This window comes from Clostridium aminobutyricum, assembly GCF_017255415.1.
GTDB classification, from domain to species: Bacteria; Bacillota; Clostridia; order Peptostreptococcales; family Anaerovoracaceae; genus Aminipila; species Aminipila aminobutyrica.
Genome location: NZ_JAFJZZ010000007.1, coordinates 104,795 through 123,696 on the forward strand (window position 1 = coordinate 104,795; position 18,902 = coordinate 123,696).

16 protein-coding genes are annotated in these 18,902 nt (G+C 41.9%); all 16 read right to left on the minus strand.

What is annotated here, in order from left to right; translation table 11 throughout:
* Positions 1–14: 14 nt before the first annotated feature.
* The 16 genes from pheT to JYB65_RS12875 all read right to left on the minus strand — a co-directional run bounded on the left by pheT (position 15) and on the right by JYB65_RS12875 (position 18,849).
* Positions 15–2,444, minus strand: coding sequence for a phenylalanine--tRNA ligase subunit beta (gene pheT / locus JYB65_RS12800; protein WP_206583074.1), 2,430 nt, complete (start codon positions 2,442–2,444; stop codon positions 15–17).
* 12 nt (positions 2,445–2,456) lie between these two features.
* Entirely contained in the window at positions 2,457–3,479 is a 1,023-nt protein-coding gene (pheS, locus tag JYB65_RS12805; protein WP_206583075.1) for a phenylalanine--tRNA ligase subunit alpha, read from the minus strand.
* 25 nt (positions 3,480–3,504) lie between these two features.
* The gene (locus tag JYB65_RS12810; RefSeq protein WP_206583076.1) at positions 3,505–4,326 is read right to left on the minus strand and encodes a TrmH family RNA methyltransferase; all 822 of its coding nucleotides are present in this window, start codon (positions 4,324–4,326) and stop codon (positions 3,505–3,507) included.
* An 85-nt stretch (positions 4,327–4,411) separates the two neighbouring features.
* Positions 4,412–5,524 (minus strand): cell division protein FtsZ, encoded by a 1,113-nt coding sequence (gene ftsZ / locus JYB65_RS12815; protein WP_206583077.1) that lies wholly within the window; start codon positions 5,522–5,524, stop codon positions 4,412–4,414.
* Positions 5,525–5,677: 153 nt separating this feature from the next.
* Positions 5,678–6,067 carry a small basic family protein gene (locus JYB65_RS12820; protein ID WP_245156677.1) on the minus strand — a complete coding sequence of 130 codons (390 nt, stop codon included), beginning with the start codon at positions 6,065–6,067 and terminating at the stop codon, positions 5,678–5,680.
* Positions 6,068–6,080: 13 nt separating this feature from the next.
* Positions 6,081–6,797, minus strand: coding sequence for a DUF881 domain-containing protein (locus tag JYB65_RS12825; RefSeq protein WP_206583078.1), 717 nt, complete (start codon positions 6,795–6,797; stop codon positions 6,081–6,083).
* A 12-nt stretch (positions 6,798–6,809) separates the two neighbouring features.
* Positions 6,810–7,550, minus strand: a complete 741-nt coding sequence (locus JYB65_RS12830) for a DUF881 domain-containing protein (RefSeq protein WP_206583079.1) — start codon at positions 7,548–7,550, stop codon at positions 6,810–6,812.
* Positions 7,551–7,561: 11 nt separating this feature from the next.
* Complete coding sequence (locus tag JYB65_RS12835; RefSeq protein ID WP_206583080.1) at positions 7,562–8,308, minus strand: cell division protein FtsQ/DivIB; 747 nt, start codon at positions 8,306–8,308, stop codon at positions 7,562–7,564.
* Positions 8,298–9,557, minus strand: a complete 1,260-nt coding sequence (murA, locus tag JYB65_RS12840; protein WP_206583081.1) for a UDP-N-acetylglucosamine 1-carboxyvinyltransferase — start codon at positions 9,555–9,557, stop codon at positions 8,298–8,300. The genes JYB65_RS12835 and murA overlap by 11 nt, the downstream gene beginning before the upstream one ends.
* A 55-nt stretch (positions 9,558–9,612) precedes the next feature.
* Positions 9,613–10,707, minus strand: a complete 1,095-nt coding sequence (gene murG / locus JYB65_RS12845; protein ID WP_206583082.1) for an undecaprenyldiphospho-muramoylpentapeptide beta-N-acetylglucosaminyltransferase — start codon at positions 10,705–10,707, stop codon at positions 9,613–9,615.
* 34 nt (positions 10,708–10,741) lie between these two features.
* The gene (ftsW, locus tag JYB65_RS12850) at positions 10,742–11,878 is read right to left on the minus strand and encodes a putative lipid II flippase FtsW (protein WP_206583083.1); all 1,137 of its coding nucleotides are present in this window, start codon (positions 11,876–11,878) and stop codon (positions 10,742–10,744) included.
* A gap of 24 nt (positions 11,879–11,902) precedes the next feature.
* Positions 11,903–13,273, minus strand: coding sequence for a UDP-N-acetylmuramoyl-L-alanine--D-glutamate ligase (murD, locus tag JYB65_RS12855; RefSeq protein WP_206583084.1), 1,371 nt, complete (start codon positions 13,271–13,273; stop codon positions 11,903–11,905).
* Positions 13,274–13,283: 10 nt separating this feature from the next.
* The gene (mraY, locus tag JYB65_RS12860; RefSeq protein WP_206583085.1) at positions 13,284–14,240 is read right to left on the minus strand and encodes a phospho-N-acetylmuramoyl-pentapeptide-transferase; all 957 of its coding nucleotides are present in this window, start codon (positions 14,238–14,240) and stop codon (positions 13,284–13,286) included.
* Between the two features lie 14 nt (positions 14,241–14,254).
* The gene (locus JYB65_RS12865; protein ID WP_206583086.1) at positions 14,255–15,637 is read right to left on the minus strand and encodes a UDP-N-acetylmuramoyl-tripeptide--D-alanyl-D-alanine ligase; all 1,383 of its coding nucleotides are present in this window, start codon (positions 15,635–15,637) and stop codon (positions 14,255–14,257) included.
* A 14-nt stretch (positions 15,638–15,651) separates the two neighbouring features.
* Positions 15,652–16,839 carry a UDP-N-acetylmuramoyl-L-alanyl-D-glutamate--2,6-diaminopimelate ligase gene (locus tag JYB65_RS12870; protein WP_206583087.1) on the minus strand — a complete coding sequence of 396 codons (1,188 nt, stop codon included), beginning with the start codon at positions 16,837–16,839 and terminating at the stop codon, positions 15,652–15,654.
* A 6-nt stretch (positions 16,840–16,845) separates the two neighbouring features.
* Positions 16,846–18,849, minus strand: coding sequence for a penicillin-binding transpeptidase domain-containing protein (locus JYB65_RS12875; protein WP_206583088.1), 2,004 nt, complete (start codon positions 18,847–18,849; stop codon positions 16,846–16,848).
* Between the last annotated feature and the right edge of the window lie 53 nt (positions 18,850–18,902).

Consider the following 18,902-nt stretch of genomic DNA (forward strand, 5'->3'; position numbering starts at 1 on the left):
CTCACCTTATAACGTTACATTTCTCTTAATACTGCGTCTAATTTACTCTTTAACGCCTCTAAAACGACATCATGTACTTTTGCTACATCTGCGTCAGTCAATGTTCTGTCTGATGCTCTGTAAATCAATTCAAAGGCTGCGCTCTTCTTGCCTTCAGCAACCTGCTGACCTCTGTATACGTCAAACAGTTCAACCTTCTCTAAGATGTCGCCGCCGTTTTCGGTAATGATATTTTTGATATCTCCAACCAACACCTCTTCATCTACCAATAATGCAATATCTCTTGCTGTAGACGGATATTTCGGAAGTGGCTTATATACCTTCTGTACGTTTGCTTTTTTTAGAACATTATTAAAAAATAATTCACAGCAGTAGCACCTTGTGCCGATTCCGTACTTTTCTGTCACATCCGGATGAACTTCACCCATTATACCCAGCTCTATATCATCAAGTAAAATCCGTGCGCATCTTCCCGGATGATATACACCATACTCGCTTTCGCTCTCAAATACAAGTTCCCGTATTCCTAATACATTCAGCAGTTCTACCACCATTCCCTTCAACGTAAAGAAGGATTCGTCCTTACCGTAAACCGCGATCGCCATGGAATCGGATTCTTCCGGTAATTCAGTTGGGTCAATCGGATTTGCCATAAACGTATTTCCGATTTCAAATGCTCTTACCGCATCGATATTTCTGGAGAAGTTTCTGCCCATCACTTCCATCATGTTCGGTGTTAAAATCGTACGCATGACGGAGGTTTCTTCGCCAAGAGGATTCAGCAGTTTTACAAAACTTCTTTCCCAAGCATCTTCATCAATCCGTACATTATCTACACCCTTCGGACTGCAGAAGGAATAGGTTTGCACTTCATTTGCGCCAAGGGCACACATGGTATCTCTAGCCAAATCTTTTAAGGTTCTTTTGCTGGATTTACCTGCTTCCGTATTCGTTTTCGGCAAGGTCACAGGCATCCTGTCATAGCCATATATTCTGGCAATTTCTTCTACAATATCTTCTTCTATTTCAATATCCTGACGAACGGTAGGCGGAGTCACTTTCATAAGGTTTCCTTCGCCTTCTACCTTCATTTCAAGACCTTCCAATATTTCTACCATCTCTTCTCTTGTTAAAGAGATTCCAAGTATATCATTGATTCTGCTTACCCGGGCATCCACAGTTTTAGCATGTTCCACACTTGGATATACGTCAACGGATCCCTTTGCGACAACACCTGCTTCGAGTATTTCAATGAGGCGGCACACCCTGTCCGCAGCTGCTTCGCAAAGATTCGGATCAATGCCCTTTTCAAATCGGGAGGAAGCTTCCGTACGGAGTCCGAGTTTCTTGGACGTTGCCCGAATGCTGTCTCCGCTGAAATTGGCAGATTCCACTAAAATAGTGGTGGTATCGGCTTCGATTTCTGAGTTTAATCCACCCATTACACCGGCGATAGCAACCCCTCTCTTGCCGTCCTTAATTAAAAGCATGTCTTTTGTCAACTTTCTTTCTGTTCCGTCTAAGGTGGTGAACAGTTCTCCGTCTTCCGCAGCATCGACAACAATCTTATTGTCTTCTACTCTGCGGATGTCAAACGCATGAATCGGCTGACCGTATTCCAGCATAACAAAGTTTGTGATATCGACAATATTATTAATTGGTCTCATGCCGGCAGCAATTAATCTCTTCTGTAACCACCATGGAGACTGTGCAATTTTTACGTCAGTCACGATTCGTCCGGTATATCGCTTACAAAGGTCCGGCCGCTTGATTTCAATCTGAATGTGATCCGCAGCGTTGCCCTGTTCATGGATACAAGTGGTATCCGGATATCGAAGAGTTCCCTTGAAGGTTGCCGCTGCTTCTCTGGCCATACCCACCATGGACAGGCAATCCGGTCTGTTTGGTGTAATTTCAAAGTCGACGGTAGCCATGTTTAAGCCGAGAGCTTCTACAATGCTCTGCCCTAAAGAATATCCTTCTCCAAGAATCCAAATACCTTCCTTGTGTACAACAGGGATCACTTTATCTTCAAAGCCAAGTTCACTTGCGGAACAAAGCATTCCAAATGACTCAATGCCTCTTAGCTTACCCTTGGTAATCTTTACGCCGCCTTCTTGCTTCGGCTGTCCGTGAAGCGGACCTGGTACAACACTTCCATGAAGTGCAACCGGTACGACAGCTCCTTCAAACACATTGGGTGCTCCCGTTACAATCTGAATCGGTGCCTCTTGACCTACTTCAAGCTGGCAAACAACAAGCTTATCTGCATCCGGATGTTTTTCAATCTTCAGGATTTTTCCAACTACTACATTCTTAATGTTTTCACCGAAATATTCTACGGTCTCAAGGTTTGAGCCGGACATAATCATTCTTTCACAGAATTCATCAATACTTACATTGACATCTGTATAATCTTTTAACCACTCTATTGGAACTAACATCTATGGACCCTCCTATTTGAACTGATTGATGAAACGCATATCGTTTTCATAAAACAATCGGATATCATCAACCCCATACTTCAGCATCGCAATTCTCTCTACGCCCATACCAAAAGCAAAGCCTGTATACTTTTCCGTATCGATGTTGCCTACTTTTAGTACATTCGGATGTACCATACCGCATCCGAGGATTTCAATCCAGCCGCTGCCTTTACATACCCTGCAGCCTTTGCCGCCGCACTTGAAGCAAGAAACATCCATTTCCGCACTGGGTTCTGTAAATGGGAAGTGATGCGGTCTAAATTTTGTCTTGACTTCTGAACCGAACATCTGCTTTGCAAAGCTGTCCAGCGTTCCCTTTAAATCAGCCATCGTGATGCCTTCCGCAACAACAAGTCCCTCCACCTGATGGAACATCGGGGAATGCGTCGCATCCGGTGTATCACAGCGGAAACATCTTCCCGGTGAAATCACCATAATCGGCGGCTTTTGCTTCATCAGTGTTCGTACCTGTACCGGTGAGGTCTGTGTACGAAGCAAGGTATCTTCTGTTATATAGAAAGTATCCGAAAAATCTCTGGCTGGATGATTTGGTCCGGCATTTAAAGCATCAAAGTTGTTAAATACAGTCTCAACCTCAGGACCTTCAGCAATGGAAAATCCCATGGACATAAATACTCTGGAAATTTCGTCAATAGTAATGGTCAATGGATGTTTCACACCAAGTTTGTATGGTGCACCCGGCTCCGTTACATCGATCTTTTCTCTCTTGAAATTTTCCTGTCTGGCTGCTTCTTTCATCGTAGCAAACTTTTCTTCCAAAAGTTCTTCTACTTCTGTTCGTATGCTGTTTGCCATCGCGCCGATTGCTTTTCTTTCCTCTGGAGCAAGCTTTCCCATTGATTTCAGAATATCCGTCAACTCTCCCTTTTTACCGAGAATCTTTACTCTGATTTCTTCTGTTTCAATCAATGAAGAAGCTTTTTTAATTTGTTCCTTTGCTTCCTGCAAAATCTTGTTTAATTGAGTCTGCATTTTTTTAACCTCTCTATACTTAATTTTATTTACCTGTTCGAACGGACTCGTACATCAATATCGCCGCCGCAACAGCGGCATTTAATGACTCAACGGAGCCACTCATAGGAATCTTAACCACTTCGTTTGACTGTTCTAAAAGGCTTTGACAAATGCCATTGCCTTCATTTCCAATCACTAAGCCTATATTGCTAGTTAAATCAATATCATAATAATAGGTATCTGTTTCAAATCCTGTAGACACTACTTTCTTGCCGTATTTCGCCAACAGCTCCACCGCTTCTATCGGCGTATCCACAAAGAATAGCGGCATCCGAAACAGGGAGCCGGTACAAGCCCGAACCACTTTAGGCGAAAATAAGTCCACCGTACCCTTGAGCACCAGAATCCCTTCATAGCCAGCGGCATCGGCTGTTCTTATAATCGTTCCGACATTGCCGGGGTCTTGCAGCCTGTCGAGAATAAGAAAATTTCCGCTTCCTTCTTTTCGTAAATGAAAGAACTCTTCTTCTCCGTACTCGCGCTTTTGCACAATTCCTATAATCCCTTGGGAATGCTCTGTCTGCATCAGCTTTAGAAACAATTTATCCTCCACCAGAAAAAGGGATTCTTCTGGGTTGGAATTTTTCAGTTTTCCGTATTGATTGCAAAGCTGCTTCAGCTCGGAACGTTCCCAATACGATTCACTGACTATAAGAGATTCCGGCAGCACTCTATTTTGCAAAGCTTCTTCGATCACATTAGGCCCCTCAATAAGATACTTCCCGTATTTGTCTCGATATTTTTTGTTTTCTAGCTGCTGATACAGCTTCATTATTTTATTGTCCTGAGATGTGATTTTTTTCATTTTAACCCAACTGTTCCCACATATATGCCTTTTCCCTATAATCAAGAAAAAAGCCGGCTATTATACCGGCTTTCTAAAAACTATTTTAAAAACCTTTTCTTTCCCTATTCAAAAAAGACGGTATGATAAAATCAGAATTCACGTCATTCAATAGTTCTTCTTTTACTTCGGCATCGGATCTTTCAGCGGCTTCTTCTGCGTTTTGTGCAGAGGCTGAAAATATCTTGTTCGCCGCTTCACTCGGCCGGTCTTCAAATCCGGTCGCTATAACGGTGACAATGATCTCGTCTGCCATATCTTCCTTCACGGATGCACCGAATATTACAATGGCATCCTTGTGAGCAGCTTTTTCAATTTGTTCAGCAGCCTGATTTACTTCAAGCATACCTAAATCATATCCACCCATGATATTTAACAGTACCGCATTTGCACCATCGATAGAGGTTTCAAGAAGCGGACTTTCAATGGCTCGCTTCACGGCTTCTTCTACTCGATTGTCGCCGCTGGCTCGTCCAACTCCCATGTGCGCAATTCCTCTGTCACTCATAACCGTCTTCACATCAGCAAAGTCTAAGTTGATTAAGCCGGCTTCCGCAATCAAGTCGGATATTCCTTGCACACCCTGTTTTAACACTTCATCCGCCATGCCGAAAGCTTGCAGCATAGAAGTGTTTTTCTCTGCCACCTGAAGAAGCTTATCATTTGGGACAACGACTAAGGAGTCCACATACTTTTTAAGTAGCTTAATGCCGAGGTCTGCATGATCCTTTCTTCTTTTTCCTTCAAACGTAAAGGGCTTTGTTACAACCCCAACGGTAAGTATATCCATGTCCTTTGCAATCTTTGCAATAACCGGAGCAGCGCCTGTACCGGTACCTCCGCCCATACCTGCTGTGATAAAAACCATATCAGAACCCTGTATGAACTTCCCTATATCCTCTAAATTTTCTTCAGCGGCTTTTTGTCCAATTTCAGGATTCGCTCCTGCGCCGAGTCCTTTTGTAAGCTTTTCACCTATCTGTAGCTTCGTTTCAGCTAAGGATCCGACCAGCGCCTGCTTGTCCGTATTTACCGCCATATAAGTAACGCCTTTAAGGCCTGTCTCAATCATTCGATTTACAGCATTGCAGCCACCGCCCCCGACACCAATGACCTTTATTTGGGCTGTGCTTTGTTCATTTACTTCAAACTGCAGCATTATAAAGTAACCTCCTGTCACTATATCACAATATGCATATCCATATTAATGACTTATCTACCATAACCCCTTTTTTATACCGCATACACACGGTGAATTAGGATAAATAGCATTACACGCTATTATACCACACACAGTAGTGGTTTTGCACTACTATTCCTCAATATTTTGATTATTTTTTACTTCCTCTTTTCGAGTTTTTCTCTCAAAGTATTTGTCTATCGCAACTCTTCTTATGACAGCTAAATTGTTAAACAGTCGTCCTCCAAAAACAAATATCGCCGCAAAATACAATGGCACGCCCAGCTTATCCCCCACATAAGTCAGCACCATTGCTAAAAGTGCATTAGTGATAAAGCCCGAAATAAAAATAAAATTGTTATACCTTTCTTCCATCATGGAACGGGCAGCCCCCACAATAGAGTCCATCGACGCAAGCAAGCCCATCGTAATATAAAATGAATATTCTGCAGGATAGGATATATCTAAAACAAATCCCATGGTTAAGCCTGCCGCTAACCCTACTACTATCGCAAATATCAATTTGATTCCTCCCTTAAAGCTTGGTCATATACTTAAAAGTATACGCTCTTGAAACAGCATCTATCCGAATATCGTCTGACAACTTCACTTGAAATTGTACGCCCCAATTTTTTAGTGAAGTGCCATAACCGATTGGATCTACCAACGCCGCTGCCATTCTTTTTCCGTCACCGATTGCCTTAATTCTAAAAGGTCTGGCGTACACCTCACCATTGATTCGAACCGTGTAGCCCGAACAGGTTATGGATGTATTTGGTGTAATCCGCTGACCATTTACGGAAATTGCTTCCGCACCGGATTTATGCAGCTCATTGATAATCATAACGATATCCATATCGTGAACCAGCAAATTATTGACATCTTCTCCGTAGAATAAATCTCTCGTTCCGTCGTCTATCGTGACTTCAACACCGGGTCCCTGCACCGCTTGATTCCCACTGGCAATTTTGTATTTTTGAACATCTGTCTCAAGGTTCGTTTGAAAGGTGATATCTGCTCCCTGTTCCGTCGCCATAGCATCATAAATTTCAATTTTTTCCTGCGTCTCAGCAATCAATCCTTTAATTTTTTCAATTTCCTCTTTCTCGCTTGTTATCGTCGTTTTATAATCCTCGATGGTCTTAGAGGAAACGTAAAGCCTCTCTCCGTCACTGACCTTTGCCTGGCAAGCAATACCTAAGCCCAACACAAAGCAAATAACGAAAGCGACCACAATCCTTTTCTTGCTCATCCCATCACCAACTTACTGTTCATCTTCTTGATTCCCTACAGGTTTTGCATATTTAAACTTGATGGTTCCGGTATATCTCGGAATAGTAAGCTCGTTCTTTTTCTCTGTGGATACGATCAGATTGTATTTCATCTTCATGGTCTCAATAATACCGCTTCTTATGTTAATAGCGGCATCCAACGTATCCGGATTGCCTATCGCCTTTACATAATACGGCGGTGCTGTCGGTGTTCCGTTAATATTTACATTATTTCCGGCCATACTGACTTCCGTTGTTGCAACGATACGCTGTTCATTGATGGATATTGCTTCGGCGCCCGCTTCTTTTAATTTGTTTACAAGACTTAATAAAAGTTCATAATTATACATGATAACACTGAAATCTTGCTCGTATTCATCCTTTACCACCGGATCTTTAATGGTAACCAACACCCCAGGACCTTGGACATCCAATACACCCGCAGAAGTCTTGTATTTTTCCAGATCGGATACCAGCCCATCTACAAATGCATCATCTGTTGCTTTTTCGCTTTCAATCGAATTCAGCCGGTCTTCCAAATCCAGCAATTCCTGTTTAATCGCTTCTTTTTCATCCTTGACCATCTTCAATTCCGCCTCATAGCCTCTTACCTTAGCCAGAGGAACGAGTCCTCCTTGGTCGCTGCCGGCTGTCATCCTCAATTGAATAGATAAAATCAACCCGATGAAAAGTGCCAATATGCAAACTACAATCAACCCACTATACTTTTTCATTTTCTTCTCTCCTATTCAATCATTGGATCAAAAGAACAATAATTATCGCTGCCTATTTTCAAGACTCCGCGCTCAATTCCTTTATTGTACATATCATAAAGAGTCATCTCTAAATTGCCGTTTTTTATGTTTTCCGTCATATTCGTCGGCGTACCCTCACAAATTAACTGATCATAAATATAGGCTTTTATCACTACACTGGAAATATCTATTTTTTTAAAGAACAGCTCGGACCCATTCATGGCTTTAAGCATCTCTAAAGTATGCGCTAAAATCGAGTTACCTTCTACCTCAAGCGCTTTCCCGACGGTGGATTTTTTCACAGTTAGGCCTTCCAGGATGGTTAGTTTTGGTGCGGAATCAGCCTTTCGAAGCACCAGCCCATTGGGATCAATGATGATATAATGTTGATCCAATTGAACCGCAGCAGCCTCTTTTCTCTCAGTTACATCAATGAGTACCGTAGACGGCAATTTACGGCGTATCTTTACATTTTCAAAATAAGGATCCTTCAATAGATTGTCCTTAATTTTGCCCGTGTTGATACTAAAAATATTTTCTCCTACCTTTACCCCGGCTTTATCTTTCACCTGTTCCACCGTATAATACTTGTTGTTTGCAATCTTTACCGAACCTACATCAAACAGCTCCGAAGACAGCAAAAAATACAAACCTACTCCTACTGCTATTATAACAAGAAGCCGTAGGAGATAGTTTTTCTTTTTTCTTTTTTTCTTTTTTCTTGGTTTATCTTTCATCGTTTTTCCTAATATCCGCTCCAAGGCTTTGTAACGCCTCCGGAAAATTTTCATATCCTCGTTCTATATGTTCAATATTTTGAATAATGGTCGTTCCCTCTGCCATCAAGCCGGCGAGAGTTAATGCAGCTCCGCCTCTTAAATCCGTTGCTTTTACAACACTGCCGTTCAACTTCTGAACACCTTTCACAATGGCCGTGTTTCCTTTTATCGTAATATCGGCTCCCATTTCTATCAACTCCGACGTAAAATTAAATCGATTTTCAAAAATGGTTTCTTCGATAAAGCTTTCTCCTTCCGCTAGCGCAAGCATCGCGATAAACGGCGACTGCATATCCGTCGGGAATCGCGGATACGGGCCTGTAATAAGCCTGTCTAATGCTTTCAATCGACCGCACGCTTTAACATATATTCTATCGCTTTCTTGCCTTACAGTGCAACCTGTTTCTTTTAACTTTTGTAAAATACTTGCTAAATGTCCGCTTTCTGCATGATGAACTAAAATTTCACCACCTGTTGCGGCAGCAGCAACCAAATAAGTGCCGCATTCAATTCTGTCAGGAATGATTTTATGCGATGCCCCATGTAGCGGTCTGCCTCCATTTATATGTATAATATCACTACCCGCACCTGAAATATCTGCTCCGCATGCATTTAAGAAATCCTGTAAAGCGTAAATTTCGGGTTCTCTGGCACAATTACTCAGTACCGTCTGTCCTTCGGCTGCAGTTGCAGCCATCATCGCATTTTCAGTTGCCCCGACACTAGGAAAAGCAAAGTTTATATTTGCACCTTTCAGCCGACGGCCTCTGCAAATGACTAAATTGTCTCTTTCACAGATTTCCACCCCAAGCCTACGCAATGCATGTAAGTGTAAATCGATAGGCCTGCTACCAATATTACAGCCTCCCGGCTGACTTAGCACCGCACTGCCGCATCGGCCAAGCAGCGCACCCATTAAAAATACTGATGACCGCATTTCTTTCATTCGTTCTAAAGAAATGGTATCCGCAGTTATATGTTTTGAATCAATAATTAACGTTCCAGACTTTGCAGTAATACCACAGCCTAGCTCCTTCAGCATTGTCTTCATACTATCTACATCTGATATTTGTGGAGCGTTTGTAATTTCACATTCACCATCACAAAGCAGGGCCGCCGCCAATATTGGTAACGCAGCATTTTTAGAGCCCTTTACACTGTATTCACCGCAAATTCTATTACCGCCTCGTATATGATAGGATTCCAAAATAATTACACCTCCGCATACTCCATAATATGAAAAGGTGTAATGGTTTGTGACACTATAGGCCTAAATGTTTATAAATAATTTTCGTTGCATCTTTCAGCGCACAGGCCCGGCTGGCCTTCTCCATTTCCTCCAATTTATCGGGATTTCGCTTAAGTGCAGAAATCGCTTTTAAGATTTCATCCGCCGTTAAATCCTTTTCTTCAATAAGAATAGCTCCGCCTTTGTCGGCTATTGCTTTTGCATTATAGAATTGATGATTTCCCGTTACATTCGGAGATGGAATCAGAACGGACGCCTTCCCGCAAACCATGATCTCGGAAACGGTTAATGCACCGGAACGGCTGATCACTAAATCGGCAGCACTTAAATAATCCTGCATATTGTCAATGTACTTTCTAATATGGATATTGCCGGACAGCGAAACGCCTTTTTCCTGCATTTCTTTTAAGATGGCATCATAATAAACCGCACCTGTTACAAAATATAGGGAAATTCCCGATATATGATTGAGACTGTCCAGCACTTCTAACATCACATGATTAATTTTCCCAGCTCCCCGGCTGCCGCCAAAGCATAAAATAACAAAGCTGTCATCGGATTCTCCCAATTGCTTTCTAGACAGGGATTTGTCTGCATCGAAAAAAGCTTTTCTCACCGGATTGCCGGATAAAACTAATTTATTTTTATCTTTAAAATACTTTTCCGCATCGGCAAAACTGATAAAAACTTTCTTTACATGCTTTTCTAATATTTTATTGGTTACGCCGGGAAATGCATTCTGTTCATGAATGAAGGTTTTGATCCCCATCTTGTGTGCCGTTCTTATAACAGGCCCGCAAACATATCCTCCTGTTCCAATAACTACATCCGGTTGAAAGTCTTTGATAATTTTCTTCGCTTCGCGGCTTCCCTTCAATAAGTCCTTTACTACTTTTACATTCTTGAATATATTTTTTCGATTAAATCCGCTGACCGTTATAAATTTTATCGGATACCCGTTTTGAGGCACCAAATCCTTTTCCAGACCTTTTTGTGTTCCCACAAAAAGAATTTCTGCTTCCGGATTGTTTTCTTTTATCGTTTCAGCAATGGCAATTGCCGGATAAATATGTCCCCCGGTTCCGCCTCCAGTCATCATTACTTTCATCGCTTACCACCTCTTTCTGCGTTTAAGAATTCCATTATTCGGCGGAATGCCGTGAAATATTAAGGAGCATCCCTACGGAGCCCATAAAGAGCATGAGTGCGTTTCCCCCATAGCTGACAAACGGAAGTGTCACCCCTGTAGCCGGCATGGATGAAGTTACAACCGCTATGTTCAAAAGCACCTGAACGCCTATCATGATCGATATGCCGGATGCCATCAGCGTTCCGAATAAATCGGCTGCGTTCAGTGCAATGTGTATGCCTCTCCAAACTAATACAATGTAACAGATAATCAGGATTAAACATCCTATGAAGCCTAATTCTTCGCCGATGATCGCAAAAATAAAGTCGTTTTGCGGTTCCGGCAGATAAAGATTCTTCTGAATACTTCTTCCAAGGCCTAATCCAAACAATCCGCCCGAACCTAAAGCCAGCAACGATTGTACAACCTGATAACCGGTATTTAGCGGATCGGCAAACGGATCCATAAAGCTCGTCAGCCTTTTCATCCAGTGGCTATTTGGGTTTAATAGAATCAATGCAAGGATTCCAACCGCTCCGGATCCGACTAAACCGACCAAATAAAACCAATTCAATCCGGCAACAAACATGACTCCTATGATGATAATACACACCGTAATCGCCGTGGAAAGATTCGGCTGCTTGATGATCAGTCCTCCATATACGCCGCAAAGCAGCAATAAAGGAGCAACTCCTTTCGAAAAAGATTTAATCGTCTTTGGATCCCGGCTTAAAAACCAAGATACAAAGATGATAGCAGCCATCTTCGCAATTTCTCCCGGCATGATCGTGATTCCGCCGACGCCCAGCCATCTTGTCGCATAGTTTCTTTCTATTCCTAATGGCGTAAACAATAACACCAAAAGGATAACACTTGTTATGACAATCGGTTTGGCAAACTTCGCATAAATTCGATAATCAACAACTGCCGTCGTAAGCATTAAGCAAAGTCCCATCCCTGCCCATACGGTATCTCTTATCAAATAGGCGTACGGATTGCCAACATCATTTATTGAAGTGTAATAGCTTGCACTAAATACCATGATGATTCCGAAGATTACTAGTCCAAGTGTTATGATTACCAGTACAAAATCGCCCGACTTCATTTTCCTCGTCTTTATTCTTGTGCTTTTATCTGATTTTTTTGCCATATGCATACCCAATCTTACCCATTATTATTTTTCTAATCCATGCACACAGGTTTTGAAATGTTCGCCTCGTTGTTCAAAACAAGTATACATATCCCAGCTTGCGCAAGCCGGGGACAATAAGACCGTATCTCCAGGGGTCGCAAGCTTAAAGGCAATAGAAACACACTCTTCCATATTCTTTGCCATCGTCGTGCGATTAAAGCCCACCGCTTCAGCTTGCTCCTTTATGATCGGTGCCGTTTTACCCAATAAAACCATATGTTTTACGCGGCCTTTAAAGGACTGGATAAATTCTGTAAAATCAGATCCCTTATCATAACCGCCCGCTATGAGAATAATTCCTCCTTGCATGGCTTCAATTGCTTTGATAGAAGCATCTGGATTCGTTCCCTTGGAATCATTGACAAATCGTACTCCGTCAATTTCTCCGCAATATTCCAATCGATGTTCCACCCCTTGAAATGCGCTTAAGGTATCGGTAATCACTTGCGGATCAATTCCTGCCAAATAAGAGATGGCAGCCGCTGCAAGAGCATTTTCCAGATTATGATCACCCGGAATATTTAATTCATTTATACCGCAGAACTCAATCAGCTCGCCACTGTCATTGATGAGCACAATCTTCGCGTCTTTTACAAAAGCACCGTACTCTAATTCCACTTTTCTGCTGAACGGTACTATTTTTGCTTTTTTACAATTTTCCCGCAATGCATACGCACCGGGATCATCATAATTCACTACAAAATATCCGCTCTCATCTTGATTCTGATAAATTTTAGCCTTCGCTGCGCCGTAATTTTCCATGGTATGATGCCGGTTCATATGATCCGGCGTCAAATTTAAAATAGCGGATACTTGCGGTTTGAAATACTTCGTCGTTTCAAGCTGAAAGCTGCTTGTTTCTGTTATCAGCCAAGAATCTGCTTCTGCCGTAAGTGCCATTGAAATAACGGCAACTCCGATATTACCTACCACATAGGTTTTTTTCTTCGCATTTTTAAAAATCTCTCCGACTAACGTCGTCGTCGTCGTTTTTCCATTGGTTCCTGTGATGGCAATATAATTTCCTCTGCCGACACGATAGGCAATTTCCAGTTCCCCTATAACCTCTACACCTTTTGCAACTGCCTCTTGTACAAACCCTAATTCCGGTGACACGCCCGGACTTAATACCATCATATCCAAATCATCAAGAGCATCCGGTTGTATTCCGAAATAACATCGTTCTGCTTTTCCTCTGAGGAAAGTAAGCAACTGCGGCTCTATCTCACTTTCTTTCTTTGAATCCTGAACCGATACCTTAGCCCCTAGCCTTAATAATGCTTGAGCAGCCGCAATTCCTGATTTTCCCATTCCAACGACTAAAACTTTTTTATTTTCCATATTATTATTCATTTTATCACCTCTAGAGTATCACTAATCCTACTACACAGCAAATCAATGTAAATAGCCAAAATAATCCAACCACTTGGGTTTCCTTCAAGCCGCAAAGCTCGAAATGATGATGCAAAGGAGCCATCTTAAAGACTCGTTTGCCTGTCGTCTTGAAGCTGACTACTTGAATTAAAACGGAAAGCGCTTCAAGTACATAAATCAGTCCCACGATGGGAAGCATCAATTCCATGTTCATGATAATGGCGGCTGCTGCTAACCCTCCGCCTAATGCCAAGGAACCGGTATCGCCCATAAATACTTTGGCCGGATTTTTATTAAACATTAAGAATCCCATACACGCTCCGGTCAATGCAGAATTAAAAGCTCCTCCCGCATTCATGCCATACATGACTGCAACAATGGCAAAAAACAAAGCCACCAAAGAGGTTACGCCCGATGCAAGTCCATCAAGCCCATCCGTTAGATTCACGCTGTTCACCATGGCAACTACAACAAATGCTACAAATGGAATGTAAAAAATTCCGAAATCCCAGTATTGATTGATAATCGGGATGAATACAGAAGTACTGTAAATAGAAACACTAGCTTGATAGGCCGCTACCGCACCTGCAATGATAATTTGCAGCACCAGTTTCTGCCAAGCACGTAATCCTAGATTTTGCCTTTTAGCAACCTTTAAATAATCATCTAAAAATCCCAACAGACCGAATAAGAAAAAAGCAACCAAAATCACGCCCATATCCTTCGAGAAATCCCTAGACGTCAAGCAAGTTATAATTGTTGCCGCAATAATTGCGAGACCTCCCATAGAAGGTGTTCCTGCTTTAACCTGATGTGATTTTGGCCCCTCTTCTCTGATATTCTGACCTGCCTTTAGATTTTGCAAAATAGGGATCGCTATATACGTTAGCGTTGCACTAATCAAAAAAGACATTACTATTAAAATTCCAATTTGTAAATAACCCATAACGACTCCTGCATTTATTCCATAATCTTCTTTACTACTTGATCCATGGCCATTCCCCTTGAACCCTTAATCAATATAATATCCCCTGGGCGCACGATAGTTCCTATCTCACTCATTAACTTTTCTTTGCTGCTATAATAGCAGACCTTTTCATTTCCCTGTATTTCTGCTGCCGCTTGCGCAATATACTTTGCCTCTTTCCCCACAGCGATAAGTAAATCCACTTTTTGCTGTGCTGCATACTCTCCCACTTGTGCATGATACATCGGGCTGTCTTTTCCCATTTCCAGCATGTCAGCCAGTATAGCGACCTTTCTCATGCCCTTGGTAGACATCAACACATCAATAGCAGCTTTCATGGAATCCGGACTTGCATTATACGTATCGTCAATGACCTTCATGCCGCCTTTTCCCTTGATATTCAACCGCTTATCGGTTAATTCCATTTTAGACAATCCTCTTGCCGCCTCTTCCAGACTGATACCGATTTGCATCCCCGCCGCTGCCGCCAGCGTCGCATTGATCGCATTATGCCTTCCCGGAACAGGTAGTTTAAAGTGCTGTATCTTTAATTGATGCTCTACAGTAAACTCGATGCCTTCTTCTCCAAAGTCGAGAATATCTGAAATAATATAATCGCTTTTACCATTATTTCCAATAGTAACCGTTTTATATGCACCCTTTGTATTTTCTCTCGTAAGTAAATCATTTATTTCATTAATAATCAACGTATTGCTTCCATGGAAGAAATCCGTAATTTCCAACTTTGCCTTTAGAATGCCTTCTCGGCTTCCTAAATTTTCTATGTGAGAAGTACCAATATTTGTAATGATTCCTATATCCGGACGCACGAGGTCTGCCAGTGTATGAATTTCACCGAATTCACTCATACCCATTTCAAGAATCCCAACTTCGGTTCCTTCTTCAAAACCCAATACGGTTAGAGGCAATCCAATATGGTTGTTTAAATTCCCTACATTTCTTGCAGTCTTGAATTTTTCATTGCATATATGATACAGCATATCTTTTGTAGTGGTCTTGCCTGTACTGCCCGTCACCCCTATCTTTTTCAGTTCAAACGTATTCAAGTAATAGGCTGCAAGATCTTGAAGAGCTTTTGTTGTATCTGCAACTTGTATGACATCCAGTTCTTCTTTTAATTCATGTTTTTCTATTTCACCTACATCCGATACAATAAAAGCCCTGCAACCGGACTCAATCGCCATAGGAATAAATTTATGCGCATCATGATTTTCACCAATCAGTGCAAAAAACAATTCTCCATTTTTTACAGCTCTTGAGTCGGTGGATACTTTATCTATGCAATGTTCCTCTTTCCCCCAGATTTGCAGACCCTGTACTGCGGTGCAAATCTCTTTCATCGTTAGTTTTTTCATAAGCTACACTCTCATTATCCTTTATTCATTAACTCTTGAACTACCTTTTCATCATCAAAAGGCATTTTTCTGTCGCCTATTATTTGATATTTCTCATGCCCTTTTCCTGCAATAACAATGATATCTCCATTTTTATAGATTTGGATGGCCCTCTTTATCGCTTGATATCGATCTAATAGGATGCTGTATTGGCACCCTGTATCGTAGATTCCCTCTTCAATCGCTGCAGCAATATCTTCCGGAGCCTCTCTTCTCGGATTGTCTGAAGTAATGATACAGTAGTCACTATATTGACCTGCAATTTTCCCCATCAGACTTCGTTTCCCTGCATCCCTGTTTCCTCCGCAGCCAAATACACAAATCAACCGCTCTTTCTTTATGCTGTTTGCAGTTTTTAATAAGTTCTCCAAAGCATCCGGTGTATGGGCAAAATCAATGACAATGTCCATGCCATATGAATTATCCACTCGCTGAAACCGTCCCGGCACTCTAGGGAGCTTATATAACCCGTTTACAATTTTATTTCTCTCAATGCCTGTCTGCCGAGCCATAGCCAACGCTAAAAGTCCGTTATACGCAGAAGTTTTCCCTGGCAATCCGATATTTACTATACCCCAACTTTCTCCTTTTTCATAGACTTGAATTTGAATGCCCCGTATTGAATTCTCTACAATTTCAGCAAAATAATCTGCATTGCTGTCTTCTAGCGAATAGGATTGAATATCGGGAGGATATTCTTCCCAATTATTTTTTCGCCTGTTTTGCATTGTTTCATATAGACGCTTGCCATAGGAATCGTCTATATTAATCGTCATCCCTCTTTGCGTAATCAAAAATAGCTTTTCTTTGGCCTTATAGTAATCCTCCATTGTGACATGATAATCCAAATGATCCTGTGTCAAATTGGTGAACCCTGCATAATGAATCGTCGTTTCATCGATTCTTCCTTGCTGCAATGCATGAGAAGATACTTCCATAATGCAAGTGCTGATGTCCTGTTCTTTCATTTCATGAAAGTATTTTTTTAACGTGTCCTTACCAGGCGTGGTATTAATCGCCTCATATTCATTGTTGCCAATTTTATGAGATATTGTACCTACTAAGCCACATTTTTTTCCGTCTTCTTCTAATATACTTTTCAACATGTATGATACTGTGGTTTTTCCGTTCGTTCCCGTAATTCCGAAAACTGTTATGGTCACCCCTTATCACTCCCTATACAAATATACTTTTCCTCCTACGTTTATCTTCTCGCCCGGTTTCGGATATTGGTCAACAACAACAAAATCTGTACTGCTGTTCTCTAATGCCGGGGATACCGTATATGTCAGTGAAGCTGCTCCAAGAACGCCGATGGCTTCTTCTGAGAAGCTCATTCCTCTTACGTCCGGAACAATTGCTTTTCCACTGTCTAACTGTGCCTGCTCTTCCTGCGTATAAGAAGGCTGTATATTTAAGTATCTTAAAGTGTCTTGTAAAATTGATTTAACACCCGGAGCTGCCGTCAGGCTTCCGAATTTTACTCCCTTTGGATTATCTACAATAAGAAGGATAGCGACTTTGGGATCATCCATTGGAGCCATTCCAATAAACGATGAGTATGTTTCATCAATATAGCCGCCATTCTTAGCCTTGTTTGCTGTACCGGTTTTTCCGCCGATTCGATAACCCGGTACTTTTGCCGTACCGCCGCCGCCTTCAGAAACTACACTTTCCATAATAAGGCGCATTTCTTCGGACGTTTTCTTGGAGACCGCCTGACGTACCACCTTCGGCTCAAAATTTTCTACTACGTTGCCGTCACTGTCCGTCAGTGCCTTCACCAATCTCGGCTGCATAATTTTCCCATCGTTTCCAAAGCCAGAGACTGCTGTAATCAATTGAATCGGTGTCACCGCAATTCCTTGGCCATAGGACATCGTTGCTAATCCCACAGGCCCCGCCGTATCTTTATTCTGTAATATAGCATAGCCCTCGCCCGGATAATCCACATCGGTTTTATCTCTTAGTCCAAACAATTCCAGATATTCATAGTATTTTTCTAATCCAAGCCGTTGAGATAATTCAGCAAATACAGGATTGCATGAGTTTCCCACTGCCTGAACTAAGTTTTCATCGCCATGAGGGTTATATGCCCGCCAGCAGCTGAGTTTTGTCCCTGCAATGTAATAGGTTCCCCTGCATACAAAATGCTCATTTAAATTCGTCAGCCCTTCTTCCAGTGCCATAGAAGTGGTCAACAGTTTAAAGGTTGACCCCGGTTCATAGGTATCGCTCACCATAGGATTTCTCCACATGGCATTCCAATACTCGAGCTTCGCACTGTCCGGCAAACCCGTTAATTTAGAAGCCTCTTCTTTATTCAGCGGCACTCTTGGATTATTCGGATCATAATCCGGTGTCATGGCCATAGCCAGAATGTCACCAGTCTTAGGATCCATCATAATGCACATAACACGGTCTGCCTGCGTATTGCTCTGTACCGTATCCAGTGCCTTTTCAACGTAATGTTGTATAACCTCATCAATGGTTAAGGTTAAATTTAATCCATCTTCTGCTTTATAATATTTTTCCATACCATAGGCTAGGCTGTTGCCGTTTACGTCTGTATTTTTGATCCAGCGTCCGGCGATACCGCTTAAATATTGGTTATACTTCAGTTCAAGTCCCGCCAAGCCGTTATTGTCATCGGTTACACTGCCCAATACTTGTGAAGCAAAAGCGCCCAATGGATAATACCTTTTCACATCTTCAGCAATTTCGATGCCACTCAAGTTTTGCTGCCGGATTGCATCAGCGGTTTTCTTATCGACATATTTTGCTACTTTTACCAATGCCTTTTTCTGACTGATGATCCCGGCGACTTCCTGCTCTGACATATTCAGTTGTTGAGCCAAGGCTTTTGATATATCATCCACATTTTGTTCTGAAGTCTGTTTCTTATTTTCATGCATGACCGTATCCGGTCTTGCCCAAACAGAAAAAGTAACTGCGCTGATGGCCAGCTCTTTTCCGTTTCTATCATAGATGACTCCACGCTTGGCGGGGATAGGCACATCCCTAGTTTGAGACTCCAAGGCTTTTTTGGAGTATTCTTCCCCATTTACAATTTGCAACCATCCTACTCTAAAAGACAACGCAACGGTTGCCATACATAGAATAAGAAATCCTATAATTATTCTTTTTTTTACCCTGTTTGGTGTGGCATTCATAAGCTATTCCTTTTGTAAACCTCTATTCAAATTATTCCGCTGCACCTTCCCAT

What these genes read in the sequence shown, in the direction of transcription:
- JYB65_RS12875 (WP_206583088.1), bottom strand. Translation starts at nt 18,849, where the DNA reads ATGAATGCCACACCAAACAGGGTAAAAAAAAGAATAATTATAGGATTT.
- JYB65_RS12865 (WP_206583086.1), bottom strand. Translation starts at nt 15,637, where the DNA reads ATGAAAAAACTAACGATGAAAGAGATTTGCACCGCAGTACAGGGTCTG.
- ftsZ (WP_206583077.1), bottom strand. Translation starts at nt 5,524, where the DNA reads ATGCTGCAGTTTGAAGTAAATGAACAAAGCACAGCCCAAATAAAGGTC.
- JYB65_RS12830 (WP_206583079.1), bottom strand. Translation starts at nt 7,550, where the DNA reads ATGAAAAAGTATAGTGGGTTGATTGTAGTTTGCATATTGGCACTTTTC.
- murD (WP_206583084.1), bottom strand. Translation starts at nt 13,273, where the DNA reads ATGAATAATAATATGGAAAATAAAAAAGTTTTAGTCGTTGGAATGGGA.
- JYB65_RS12810 (WP_206583076.1), bottom strand. Translation starts at nt 4,326, where the DNA reads ATGAAAAAAATCACATCTCAGGACAATAAAATAATGAAGCTGTATCAG.
- JYB65_RS12835 (WP_206583080.1), bottom strand. Translation starts at nt 8,308, where the DNA reads ATGAAAGATAAACCAAGAAAAAAGAAAAAAAGAAAAAAGAAAAACTAT.
- murG (WP_206583082.1), bottom strand. Translation starts at nt 10,707, where the DNA reads ATGAAAGTAATGATGACTGGAGGCGGAACCGGGGGACATATTTATCCG.
- ftsW (WP_206583083.1), bottom strand. Translation starts at nt 11,878, where the DNA reads ATGGCAAAAAAATCAGATAAAAGCACAAGAATAAAGACGAGGAAAATG.
- pheS (WP_206583075.1), bottom strand. Translation starts at nt 3,479, where the DNA reads ATGCAGACTCAATTAAACAAGATTTTGCAGGAAGCAAAGGAACAAATT.
- JYB65_RS12825 (WP_206583078.1), bottom strand. Translation starts at nt 6,797, where the DNA reads ATGAGCAAGAAAAGGATTGTGGTCGCTTTCGTTATTTGCTTTGTGTTG.
- mraY (WP_206583085.1), bottom strand. Translation starts at nt 14,240, where the DNA reads ATGGGTTATTTACAAATTGGAATTTTAATAGTAATGTCTTTTTTGATT.
- pheT (WP_206583074.1), bottom strand. Translation starts at nt 2,444, where the DNA reads ATGTTAGTTCCAATAGAGTGGTTAAAAGATTATACAGATGTCAATGTA.